This is a genomic window from Mucilaginibacter celer (genome assembly GCF_003576455.2).
GTDB lineage: Bacteria > Bacteroidota > Bacteroidia > Sphingobacteriales > Sphingobacteriaceae > Mucilaginibacter > Mucilaginibacter celer.
Genome location: NZ_CP032869.1, coordinates 870,342 through 884,004, shown reverse-complemented (window position 1 = coordinate 884,004; position 13,663 = coordinate 870,342). Strand labels below are relative to the sequence as shown.

The following is a 13,663-nucleotide window of genomic DNA, read 5'->3' as shown; positions in this document are numbered from 1 at the left end:
TTGTAATAATTGATATTCGCCGCATCTTTGATACATTTAATAAAATGTTGGGCTTTCGCCTGCAAAAACCTATATGCGTTTACTTATTGTTTTTGTTTTCATACTGCTTGCGGGCAACCTAACCTCGTATTCCCAAACCTATATTGGCCAGCGGGAAACGGTTAACTATGAAAAAAAACAATACAACGCAGGCACCCAAAACTGGAAGATCATCCAAGACGCGCAGGGCCGCATGTACTTTGCCAATAACGAAGGCGTGCTGGTTTTTGACGGAGCTTACTGGCAACTTTACCCGCTGCCCAATAAAACTATTGTATGGTCGATTGAATTTGGAAAGGATAAAAAGCTGTACGCAGGCGGGCAGGACGAGTTCGGGTATTTTTCGCCCGGGAAGAATGGCTTGCTGCAATTTACTTCGCTAAAAAATCTGTTGCCAAAAGCCGATCGGCAGTTTTCGGATATTTGGGATATTGCCTGTTATGGTGATGATGTTTTCTTCCGGTCAAGGAACAAAATCTTCAGATATCATAACGGGAAAATAAATTCGTACGCGCCTTACTCGTCATGGCTTTCATTAGGATCATACCAAAAACAACTGATAGCCCATGATGAGCAGCGTGGCATTGCCACTTTTAAAAACGGGAACTGGCAAACACTGATTGATAAAAAGAACCTACCCGGAGGCTTTTTCATTACCGGCATTACAGCTATCAATAAAGATTCGAGCCTGGTTACTACAGCAAAAAACGGCATCTATATACTAAGCGGTAATAAACTAAGCAGTTGGAATATCAATGGCTTCGGGATTGATAATCATGAGCATTTTTCGGGCGTGGTGATGTTGGGCGATGGGACTTACTTGATAGGCACTTACGCCAATGGTGTTTACCAGGTAAACAAGCGGGGGAATGTAATTGAAAACATGTCCAAAAAAGAAGGGCTCCAAAACAGCAACGTGCGCAGCATGTTTATGGATAATAACCATAATGTTTGGCTGGGCCTTGATAACGGTATCGACTTCATCGCCTATAATAATGCTGTGAAACATATCAACCTGGCGGCGTTCAAAGATGGCGGCGGGTTCTCGGTAGCAGCTTTTGATCATAAGCTGTACTTCGCGCTCTCTAACGGGATTTATGAGCTACCTGCGCTTAATAATATCGATTTGAGTTATACCCCCAACAATTTCAGGGCCCTATCGCAGATCCTTTCCTGGAACCTTTCGGTGGTGGACAACAAATTACTCGCCGGGGCCGATGACGGGGCTTACCAGATTATAAATGGTAAGCTGCAAGCTATAGATAAAAGTTCGGGGTACTGGGTTTACCGGTCGCTTAAGTTAAATGGGGCCGGATATATTGCCTCGGGCAATTACAATGGTGTGCGCTTGTTTAGCGATTCAAATAACACGCTCATTAATAAAGGGAGCGTAAATAACACTTATAGAGAATCGGCTCGCTTTGTGGAGATTGATGATGACAACAATATCTGGACTTCACACCCGTATCGCGGTGTTTATAGATTGGTTCCGGGAGCGTCGAAATTGCGTGTTTACACCCAGGCCGATGGATTACCTTCAACGCTTGATAATTTTGTATTTAAGATAAAAGGCAAGGTGGTGATAGCCACGCAAAAAGGCATCTATGAGTACAACAAAACAACCGATAAGTTCAATATCTCTGCCCAATATAAAAACGTATTCGGCACATTGGGCTTAAGGTACCTGAAAGAAGATCCATCAGGCAATATCTGGTTTGTGCAGGAAAAGAACATCGGCGTAGCCGATTATTCGGGCCCTAAACCAACTATCATCTACATCCCCGAACTAAGCCGCAGGATCTTGAGCGGTTTTGAAAATGTATTTCCGGTAAATGAGAACAATATTTTTGTTGGCGGCGAGAATGGTTTTTACCATATCAACTACGCCCGGTATAAACAAAACATCCATCCGCTTAAAACTTATATACGCAAGGCAAAAGCAAACGCTGGTGCCGATAGCTTGTTATTTGGAGGGTATTTTGGCAATGTAAATGACGATAACAAACAAACGGCCGATGCCATGCCATCCTTAAGTTTCATTTGGAACTCGCTTCATTTTGAATATTCCACACCGGTATTTGAAGAGCAATCTAACATAGAATACAGTTATTATTTGGTTGGCTTTGATAAGGAGTGGTCGGAGTGGTCAAAGAAAACGGAGAAGGATTATACCAACTTATCGGCTGGCAGCTATACGTTTAAAGTAAGGGCGCGTAATCATCATGATAATATTTCGCCCGAGGCTGTTTATTCGTTCACTATCAACCCGCCATGGTACCAAAGCGTGTTGGCTTATATTATTTATCTGGGGATATTCGCTTACCTCATTTATTACTTTTATCGCCTGCAGGAAAAACGGCACATTCGCAACAACGAGAAACGTCTCCTCGCGCAGCAACAAAAAAATGAAGAAGAACAACGCCAGATGGCCTATCAGCACCAGATAAAACTGGAACGATCTGAAAAAGAACTGGTAAAACTCAAAAACGAAAAACTGGAAAGCGAGATTGAGTTTAAAAATTCCGAACTGGCCTCGACGGCCATGAACCTGGTGCAGAAAAAGGAGTTCCTGGTTAAAGTGAAGGAAGAGCTGCAACGGCTGCACAAATCAGGCAAAGAGGTGGTTGAAACATCCGAGATTAAAAAACTACTGCGCCTGCTTACCGAAGAGAATAAGATTAACGAGGAATGGGAGCAGTTTAGCATGCACTTTAATAAAGTACACGCCGATTTTTTAACCGTTATTAAAGACCGCTACCCAACCATCAATCAACAGGAACTGAAGCTTTGCGCTTATCTCATCATGAATTTATCCAGCAAGGAGATAGCACAGTTAATGGCCATCTCGGTGCGTGGAGTGGAAATTAGCAGGTATCGCTTACGCAAAAAGCTGCAAATTCCTACCGAGGTTAATTTGTTTGAGTTTTTGTTTGAGATACAGCGGGAGTGTATGAAATAATACCATTCCACACTACCTAACTATCGCAGGTTTAGCGATATCGTAGCCTGTGGGAACACAATCTACCGCGGGTTTAGCGACAGCGTAACCCGCGGCAGATTAGTAGATTAGTTCGTTAAATCTTAAACGAATTACTGCCCGCTTTCAAAACATACTGCTTTTCTTTCCAAACCAACACACCAGTAGTTCCTTTCGGCAAACTGATATTTATTAGCCATTTACCATTCTCCCATTTATAATCGGCCGCAACTTTGCCCTTAGGATGAGGTATTTCTCCACCAATATTTTTAAATGCACCCAAATGAGGCTCAATCTTCACCTTACTGAAACCCGGCGCATAACTATCAATCCCCAACACCGTGCGAAAAAATTCAATATTCGGACTTGCGCCCCAGGCATGACAATCAGACCGGGAAGTGTTGATATCCGAATACTCGGCCCAGGTGGTTAGGCCCATGGCCATATTTTGGCGGTAAATATCCAGCCAGTTCATATAATCATTACCTAAACCGGCTTTTACCAGCGCCATGTTGAGGTAGTACTTAAAATAAACCGAGCATTGGGTTAAAGAGGTATCGGTAAGCATCCGTTTGGCAACCGTAGTCATCTCCGCGCCGTTGAGCATACCGGTAAGTATAGCGAGGCTGTTTACATGTTGCGAATAACCATTTTTTTCTTTGGTATCGGCATATAGTTTTTTAGCCGGATCCCAGTACTTACGCTGAATAGTAGCTTTTAGCTGAATCGCTTTCTGGTTATAAATATTAGCGTAGTCTTTCAAACCTATCTTTACTTCCATATCGGCAGCCCACTGGTAGGCCCAAAGTAATTGCAAATCGTAGATAGCCGCACTCCCGTCTTTTCCTTTTACCTCGCCCCACATATTGCCGGCCCAATCAACAAATGCCCAGTATGGGGTATTCTTTAATGAGCCATCGGCCTGCTGGTATTTGCTGAAAAAATCAAGCACTCCCCTTTCGCCGGGCAGTTTGTTTTTAATAAAATCGTCGTCGCCACGGTACATCCAATAGTCGTGCAGCATGCCGATGTACCATAGTGAAAATGGCGAGATCACCTGTGTGCCTCTTGAGGGGTAGCAACTGGCCGTTACGCCTTCGGGGAGCCTCGAATGATCCATTTGGGTAAGGGCATTTCGGGCGAGGCGGTTATCGCTTGTATTGTAGTACGATATCATGGCCTGGATCCGGGTATCGCCAATGTACTGCAACTGCTCGTAGTAAGGACAATCGGTATAGGTTTCCCAGGCATTGAGACGCGCCGTACGCCAGCCAATATCCAGCATTTTGTTGATCTCGGTGTTATCGGTATTCAATACCGAACTCCGTTTAAAGGGATAGCCGGTAAAAGTGCCGTACAAGTCGTCGATAATCAGCGGCTCGTTTTGGGTTTTCACAATCAGCCTGATGTACCGATAGGTGCGAAAATTTAAGGTGGTGTACGATTGTCCCGGGCTGCCATCGGATATCAAACTATCTATCCTTGCTACAAACTCCTTACCTTCTACCTCATCGCGGTTGCCTTTAATAACGCCTTTGCTTCCTTTTTTATACAGCGATTCGGCATAACCGAGCGACATTGCAGCATCTTTTCCTCCGCTGAAATTGAGGGTTACATAAGCGTTGGTTTCAAAAGTTTGATCGAGCAAAAGCACCGCCGTTGTATTTGCAGGAATAGTAACAGCGGCTTTTTGCTGAGGAAAAACCGCTGGCACGTCCGCACCAACCGCAGCCCTTAATTTCTGAAGCCGCTGATAGGTCATTTCGCGTGCAGGCAAGGTTGATGGCACCAAAGCCCATTCTATTCCCCAGGCAGTGCCTTTAAGCCTGCCATCGCCTACTTTATCGGCAGTACGCCACAAGGTGTCATCGTAATTAGTTGCTGTCCAATCGCCTTTAACTGCCTGCCTGAAATCTACCATTTCACCTTTACTGGCTGCAAAAAAGTAACCGGGCACGGGTGTATGCCCGTTATCGCGCATACATTTCCAGGTATTGTTAGTATTCAGTACCTCCTCGGCCGGAGAGTTTCCCTGTAAAATAAATCCTGTACGATAGCTGATTTGCGCCGCCGGGCTATATTGCCCTTCATTCCACACCAAGGCGGCTACTGTATTTTCCCCGGCAGATAAATATGGTGCGAGATCAACCGTTTCATAGTTCCAATAATAGGTATCTCCCCTTGCCGGACCAAGTGATACCAGTTTGCCATTAACGTAGAGTTTGTACCGGTTATCTGCCGATACATGTACTTTGAAGCTTGCAGGCTTCAAAGCGAGGTTGATACTTTTCCGAAAATAAAATACGCCATAGCTGGTGCCGTTATCACCCGGAACAGCAATCCATTGTGCATTCCACTGCCTGGATGAATTTTCGGCTTCCGGTGTTTGGGCAAAAGTTTTCCGCGCCGGCAACAAAGCCAGCATGAGTAATATTGACAATAAGTAAGGTTTCATTAATTGGTTGTGTGTATATTTTGAAGCAACACGATCAAATATAAAATCGTTTTAGCTGTCAACTGTCATGAGGTGTCTTGTGGTTAAATAGAATAGATTATTGGGGGCTTTAAAAGATAAAATTGCATGACAACCTGTTTTTAAACATGGCATAGGTAGATAAGAAGCAATCGCGAACTATACAGGGCGGATTTGCCTACGTGCGATTGCTTCGTGCCTCGCAATGACGATTATTATTTTACCAACTGATTATCAGCGACTTTTAACCGACGATTTCCTGATCTTCAACTCCGTTTTCAAAATAACCGATTGCGATTTATTGAAGGACAATTTGTTATTCAATTTCTCCAGCAACACACTGATCACATTATCAGCAATTTCTTCAACCGGCTGTGCTATAGCAGTTACCGGTGGCGAATGGAGGGCAAAAACATCATAATCATCAAAGGAGATTACCGCGATATCTGTAGGGGCTTTTTTATCCAGCTCCTGCATTACTTTTAAACCGCAGGTACCTATATGGTTGGTACCGAACAGTATGGCATCGATTGCGGGATTGGTTTTGATAAACTCGCGAAGGGGCTTCATGATCATCTCCTCGTTCTGGTTAAAAACAATCTCTTTGATATTGGCTTTCAATCCTTCGCTTTTCATGGCATCATGATAGCCCTTTACCCTATCCAGCATCTGGGTTTGCTGCGACGCGAAGGTTACAAAAGCGATATTCTTAAACCCCTGTTCAATAAGATGTTTGGTAGCGTTATAGGTACTGAACAGGTTATTAATTTCGATAAAATCGGTATTTACATAAGGTAAATGCCTGTCGAACAATACCACCGGCAAACCATCGTTGATGAGCGATTCGATCTCCTTTTCAATACCTTCGGGTGGAGCTATGATGTAGCCGTCAACATGCCTGTCTCTGAACATGGTGATCAGATCTTTGGTTTTATTGGTGTCGTTATCGGTACTGCAATAAATGATTTTATAGCCGTTTTTATAGGCCCTGTCCTCAATTAAGCGGGCTATGCTGGCAAAAAAGGGGTTGGAAATATCTTCAACCATCAAACCAATGGTATTCGATTTGCCGGTACGCAAACTCTTGGCCAGCGAATTTGGCTTATACCCTACCTCTTCCACGTATTTCATTACCTTTTCAACCAGGTCGGAGCCAATGCGCTTTTCCTGGGCGCGACCGTTTAAAATAAAGGAAATGGTAGTTTTAGATACGTTTAACGCGTTCGCTATATCAACGATAGATAATTTCTTGTTCACCGGCTTATAAGAGTTGCTTCAAAATAATAGCCAATATAGCAGATTATTAAACAACCCGTGCAGTTAATCGATTTATTTTGACAGTAAATCGGTTAAGTAAACAAAAAATCGTCGTTTTACACCTTATGCCGACTTCTTATTCAACTTAGGATAGCTAAACCCGAAAGCAAATATAACCAGGTAGCAGATAATTGGTAAATAATAAGCATGAGCCACGCTCTGGTTAGCTATTAAACCCATCGCCAGCGGAAACAAACCACCACCAACAACCCCCATTACAATGAATGATGAACCTTGCTGTGTTTTCGGCCCCAGATCTTTCAAACCCAAACTAAATATAGTTGGGAACATAATACTAAAAAAGAAATTGATAAACAGCAAAGCGATGAACGACACCCATCCCAGCCCCTGCGCTACAATTAAACACATCAGGATATTACCAGCCGCGAATATGGATAACAACTTATATGGCTTGATAAAGCGCATTAAAGCGGTACCTACAAACCGGCCAATCATCATCATCACCATGCTTCCCGAAAAAAACAATGCGGCCTTCGAATCGGAAATATGTACCACCTCAGCGCCATAATTGATAAAAAAGGCCCACGTGCCGCCCTGTGCAGCCACATTAAACAGTTGGGCTATCACGGCAAACAAAAAGTGTTTTTGCTTAAAGAGTTTCACATCCGCTTTTTCGGCCCCTGCTACTGCATAAGCATCGTCATCAATAACATGCGGATCAGAAATTGGCGGCACTTTGATAAACGAAAAAGAAAGTGCCACGGCCGCTACTACAAGGCCTATGATAATATAGAGGTGTTTAACCGCCACCAGATCGTTAGAGTGCTCCTGCCCCTTTGCCAATATCACGCTACCTAACAGCGGACCAATAAAACCGCCCACGCCATTGAAAGCCTGGGCAAAATTAATGCGCTGATCGCTGGTGCGCTGATCGCCGAGGGCTGCTACGAAGGGGTGTGCCACCGTTTCTAAAGTAGCCATACCGCAGGCCAGTATAAATAAAGCTATCCTGAAAAAAGTGAACGATTCCGAGTCGGCAGCCGGTACAAACAGGAAAGCGCCGGCGGCATAAAGAGCCAGGCCCATCAGCACTCCATTTTTATATCCAAACCGTTTCATGAACAAACCGGCAGGGATTCCCATAAAAAAGTAAGCCCCAAAAATTGACAACTGTACATAAGCAGAGCGCGATTTGGAGATGTGCAACACATTTTGAAAATGTTTATTAAGCGAATCGCCAAGGGTCATGGAGATGCCCCACATTAAAAAAAGTGAGGTTACAAATACTAATACCACCAGGTACTGGCGTTCGGTAAATTTAGGTTGGGTACTCATTATACAGGAATAGTTTGTTTAATTGGCGCTGTAAATTAGGGCAAATGTTTTTAAATACATAGGCCTAAATCGTTTTATTTTTTGGAGGAAAATATTTGATAAACACCACGTCATTGCGAGGTACGAAGCAATCCCCGACTTTACAGGGCGGATTTGCATGGCCACTCTACTGCTTGGGGATTGCTTCGTACCTCGCAATGACGGCTTTTATACTACATCACTGGAAGCATAAACATATCGTTTACTCCTCCTTCACCGGATCATTATAAGGCTGCACCAACAACACCGGGCTATCATTCCCCAACACATCCGCATCAAACTCAATTTTGATATTTCTACCCTCGCCCCTCATCAGTGAAAAATAGTTATCATTCATTAAGGCAGGTAAAATCTGCTCACCGTTGCTTTTCCTAACCGCCTGCACCCTGATGGCAAACGCTACCGATGGTGATGAAGCCGGATTAGTGATGGTTGCATTAATGTAATATTTCCCTCCTTCCTTACTAATCTTTGAGTTTACCTTCAGGTCAACCTTCGGCAACTTATTCAAAGCCGTAAAATCGGTGCGTTTGTTACCCCGCCAGTAAAAGTTATCAGATATCAGTTTGCCTGTTTTATCGGTCAGTTTTAGTTTGATAAAGTGCACATCACTCAGGCCGTTGCTTTTAGGTTCGCCGCCGTACACTTCAAAATCCCACAGCGAATATCCCCAGCCCGAACCTCGGCGTACGCCCTGCATTTTTACATAACGGGCTTTGGTTTCATCAAAAGTAATTTGCTGCACGCCGGTGTGTCCATCTTCGGTATCATATACATCACGCCATTGTTTGGCATCGTTGGATACCTGGATTTTGAAAGCTTTACCGAAAGCTTCTTCCCATTTTAGTTTTACGCCATTTACGGTCTGCACGCTGCCCAGATCGACATAAATCCATTCATTATCATTTTGCCTGCTGGCCCAGCGGCTGCCGCTGTTGCCATCGGTAGCTAAGGCGGCTTCCATGTTTTCAAATGACGATGCCACGGTGGGTTTATTAAGGGCGAGGTTGGTATGCTCTTCTTTAAATTTGATAGTAAAACAGTTAACAGCAGCATTGGCAATTGCATCTATTGGTTTGCTTTGATGATAATCAGCAACCGGTTTGCCATCGGTATTGTACACCTGTACATCGGCAATCAAATCGTTTACATTAAGCCCTGTAGTATTGATCACTTTTACGGAATTGTTTACCGGGTTCCATTGGATGTGCAGCGGCTCGGAGGCTTTTTTAGCTCCCCAGTACGCCCCTGTTAAATCATAGTAGTAATCATAAGTTTGCCATACCAGCGATGGGTAGGCCGACTGGCTCATCCAGGTCATAATGCCCGATGCATCTTCCCACATATTATCTTCCCAGCCCTCGTACATGGCTTTGTTGGTTTCGATGTTGAGCAGTTGGGCTTTGCGGCAATAATCCTGGATGCCGGTGGCTGTTCCATAACGTTTATTGATGCCATCATCGTACCTATCCGGCCCGGCATTACCTGCCGATGGGCCAAAGAAATGCAGGTTCCACATCTCGTTGCGAGGCCACATTTTATCCTTTGGCATAAACTTTTTAAAGCTATCGTAATTAGTAAATACTGCCGTACCGATCTCGCTACGTAAACCCCAACCCGGCGAACCACCGAAGCCATTAGGATATCTGCTGAAATACCAGCGCGGATCGAAATTTGTCCACGGACCGCTGCCTGTTAAGTTACCCGCGTGCGAGTTGGGTTGATAATACCTGTCGCCGCCATCATAATTGCGGATATCTTCGGCCAGCCAGCCGTTAAGCGGGGCCATGGGTGTACCCTCATTATCCCCACACCAGATGGCAATGGAGGGGTGGTTGCGGAAACGCTTGATTTTTTCGATGGCATTTACGTTAAAGTTATTGACATCGTTGGGCAAATTAGGTATCGAATTCAACCAGAAATCATCCCAAACCATCATCCCATATTTATCGCAGGCTTCGTAAAATTCATCATCAGTGGTAGAACCTATCCAGTTACGCACGATGTTGAAATTCATTTCGCGGTGCAGCTTTAGCTTGGTATCGTACTCGTTGCCGCGACAGCGTAACATATACTCGGCCATGCCCCAGTTGCCTCCTTTTAAAAATATGCGGGTGCCATTTACTGATAAATGCAGCACATTACCAACAGTATCATAACTGTATTTTTTAATGCCGAATTTGATAGTTTGGCTATCCGATACCTCATCGCCTATTTTAAGACTGAGTTTACAGGTATATAAATTTGGCTCGCCGTAACCGTTTGGCCACCATAGTTTAGGGCTGCTGATGGCGAGGGCTTCGAAACGTTTTTTATCAAGTTTTACTTCGGCAGTGCTGTTACCACCCACAAATACTTTTTGCGAGAACTCAATATTGCCCGGTTGAATTACTCCGGTTAACATCCCTGTTTGAAATTTAGATGTACTGTTCTTAACCCCTACCTCAATGGATACATCCGCCCTCGCATTGGTAGGCAAATCGGTACGGATCCAGGGATCTTTTAGGGTGATACTGCCTGTATTTGTCATGTAAACTTTATCAGTAATACCTGAGTTTAGTCCGGGTACATATGGCATCCAATCCCAGCTTGCAGACGGGATATAAGTTGGACTCTCGTAATTAACCAACGGATTATGCGGACAGTAAACCAACACCGCCAACACATTAGGCGTATTTCTGCTCACCAAAGCGGTAACATCGTAATTACCACGCTGCATAAAGCCATCAAGCATCCCTAATAGTTTACCGTTCAGGTATATCTCGGCCTTTTTGTTAATGCCTTTAAAGTTAAGCCAGATCTTTTCTTTGTTAAAATTGGCGGGGATGTTGAACTCGGTACGATACCAAAAGTTACGATCATATTTGGCTTTGTCAACCTTGTAGATGTTATCGCCAAAGTTGGGGTCTTTTTCCAATCCGGCTACCACGTAGGCATTGAAAACGGTACCCGGCACCACGCCTTTAACCCAATTAGCATCATTGTACCGGGGTTTGTAAATATTAACGCTATCCGCGCCAACCTCGGCCTGGGCTTTTACCTTCCAGCTGGTTTGCGGGTTGGAACTGTTGAGGTAAACAGCCTCCTGTGCCGATACTTTTGTGCAGGCAAAAGCACAGATCATGAATACTGATCTTTTAAAAAAACAAGAAAATTTGAAAGACATTATTGCGTAATGTTTAGTTTGCTATAGGTTTTGATAGTGAGAACGGTTTGTCTTCGGCAGCAAGGCCGCGGGTGGTATTGGGCTTGTCGCCCATTTCAAAACGGAGTACGCCGCCGGCCATGATATCGCTGTGTTTGATAAAATTGTGCGTATAAGGCTTGCCGTTCAACGTGGCCGATTGGATGTACACGTTTTGCTTGCTATTGTTATTGGCCTCTATCACAAATTTGTTCCCGTTCTCGAGCGTGATGGTCATCTTTTTAAATGCGGGACTACCTATTACATACTCATTAGTACCAGGGCAAACACTGTAAATACCAGCCGCGCTTAATACATACCATGACGACATTTGGCCTTCATCCTCATCGCCGGGATAACCGTTTTCGCCGGCATTGTACATTTTGTCCATCACCTCGCGCAAGTGTTGCTGTGCTTTCCATGGCTGCCCGGCGTAGTTGTACATGTACAACAGGTGATGGATAGGCTCGTTACCCTGCGCGTATTGGCCCATTTTAAACTCGGCCATTTCGGTCATCTCGTGAATTACCTGCCCGTAGCCGCCAACTTTGATGGTACCCGGTTCGGTGAAAACAGAATCAATTTTAGCGGTGAAGTTTTTGTCGCCACCCATCAGGTTAATGAGGCCTTGGGTATCCTGAAAAACCGACCAGGTCCAGTGCCAGGCATTACCCTCGGTATATGGGCCTCCCCAATCCATCGGATCGAAAGGTTCTATCCAATTGCCTTTAGCATCTTTAGCACGCATAAAGCGGGTTTTCGGGTCGAACAAGTTTTTATAGTTATACATCTGCCTCGAAAACACATTTTGATAGAAGGCATTGCCGGTTTGTTTAGCAAGCTGATATCCGCAGAAATCATCATAAGCAAATTCCAATGTCCAGGCGGTTGAACCTAAAGTTTGCGGCGTATAGGGCACATAGCCATCAGCGTAGTATTCCTTCCATCCCGGGCGGCCGTTGGCACTACCCCATGGACCTTTGTTGGTAGCCTCATGATAATAAGCTTCGAGCGCTTGTTTTGGGTCGAAAGAATGGATGCCCTTAACCCACGCATCGGTTAACAACGAGATAGCATGATTGCCCAACATTCCGCCAGTTTCCGAAGGGAACGACCATGAAGGCAGCCATCCGCATTGCTGCTGCGCATCTAACAAAGCCTGTACATACTGGCCCTGCATTTTGGGGTGGATAATGGTATTTAAAGGAAACTGCGCACGGAAGGTATCCCAAAAGCCATTATCGGTGTACATATAACCGTCGTGCAGCTTACCATCGTAAGGGCTATAGTAATAGGGTTTACCCTCTTTGTTATACTCAAAAAACTGGTGCGAGAATAGGTTAGCGTGGTACATGCAGCTGTAAAAAGTAGCTTTCTCATCTTCGGTAGCGCCTTCAATTTTCATGCGGCCAAGCAGGGTGTTCCAAACTTTATCGGCAGCCTTGCGGGTATCATCAAAGTTTTTGTATTTGCCTATTTCTGCTTGTAAGGTGGTTTCGGCTTGTTCCGGACTGATATAGCTCGATGCCACTTTAACCTGCACCGTTTCCCCATTTTTAAATTTAAGATAGGCGCCTACCCCGTCACCCTCGCCAGTTAGGTTTTTGGCGGAGAGCTGGTTCTTTTTGTTTTCCCAGGTACCGTAATCAGCAAAAGGTTTATCAAAAGTGATCACAAAATAGTTTTTAAAACCCTGCGGTGCCCAGCGGCAATTGTTAACCCAACCGATGATCTTGCGCTCCTGCGGGATGATCTTCACCATGCTTGCTTTGGTGTAACCATCAAGCACCAGGTACGAGGCTTGCCCTTTGGGGAAGGTAAAGCGTAGGTGCGCCCCTCTTTCGGTCGGGGTCATTTCGGTGGTGATATTGTTGTTCAACTTTACTTTGTAGTAACTCGGTCGGGCTATTTCGTTGTCGTGTTTGAAAGCCGCTGCGCGTTCATCTTCATTAACGGTTAACTTCCCGGTAACCGGCATAAATGAAAACACGGCGTAATCATTCACCCACGAACTGCATTGGTGCGATTGCTGAAAACCACGAATGGTATCTTTAAAATACTGATATTTCCAGCCGTCTCCGTTTTTACCGGTTTGGGCAGTCCAGGTATTCATGCCAAAGGGCAGCGCAGTTGCCGGGTAGGTATTACCGTAGCTAAACTCGTATTTGGTATTGGTACCCTGCCGGGTGTTCACATATTTAACCAGGCTTTCGGTTTGGGCGAAAAGCGTGTTGGCAGATAAAAGCGTGATTACGCCGATGAGTAAACGTGATCTCATTTTGGTTTATAATTGGTTAGCAGCTGATAAAAGAAGGGAGTCAGCTTTCTGTACAAATAT

General features: G+C 44.6%; 6 protein-coding genes. 1 reads left to right on the top strand and 5 read right to left on the bottom strand.

Annotated elements, in window-relative coordinates; all coding sequences use genetic code 11:
* Positions 1–73 precede the first annotated feature (73 nt).
* Positions 74–2,998: a ligand-binding sensor domain-containing protein gene (locus HYN43_RS03535; protein WP_119408146.1), complete on the top strand. Its 2,925-nt coding sequence runs from the start codon at positions 74–76 to the stop codon at positions 2,996–2,998.
* A gap of 115 nt (positions 2,999–3,113) precedes the next feature.
* Here the strand turns inward: HYN43_RS03535 and HYN43_RS03530 are convergent, their stop codons facing one another.
* From HYN43_RS03530 to HYN43_RS03510, 5 genes are all read right to left on the bottom strand, one after another.
* Positions 3,114–5,471, bottom strand: a complete 2,358-nt coding sequence (locus HYN43_RS03530) for an alpha-L-rhamnosidase-related protein (RefSeq protein ID WP_119408145.1) — start codon at positions 5,469–5,471, stop codon at positions 3,114–3,116.
* Between the two features lie 252 nt (positions 5,472–5,723).
* Positions 5,724–6,746: a LacI family DNA-binding transcriptional regulator gene (locus HYN43_RS03525; RefSeq protein WP_119408144.1), complete on the bottom strand. Its 1,023-nt coding sequence runs from the start codon at positions 6,744–6,746 to the stop codon at positions 5,724–5,726.
* A 123-nt stretch (positions 6,747–6,869) separates the two neighbouring features.
* Positions 6,870–8,102 carry an L-fucose:H+ symporter permease gene (fucP, locus tag HYN43_RS03520; protein ID WP_119408143.1) on the bottom strand — a complete coding sequence of 411 codons (1,233 nt, stop codon included), beginning with the start codon at positions 8,100–8,102 and terminating at the stop codon, positions 6,870–6,872.
* Positions 8,103–8,343: 241 nt separating this feature from the next.
* Positions 8,344–11,265 (bottom strand): discoidin domain-containing protein, encoded by a 2,922-nt coding sequence (locus HYN43_RS03515; RefSeq protein ID WP_119408142.1) that lies wholly within the window; start codon positions 11,263–11,265, stop codon positions 8,344–8,346.
* Positions 11,266–11,320: 55 nt separating this feature from the next.
* Complete coding sequence (locus tag HYN43_RS03510) at positions 11,321–13,603, bottom strand: GH92 family glycosyl hydrolase (RefSeq protein WP_119408141.1); 2,283 nt, start codon at positions 13,601–13,603, stop codon at positions 11,321–11,323.
* Positions 13,604–13,663 lie beyond the last annotated feature (60 nt).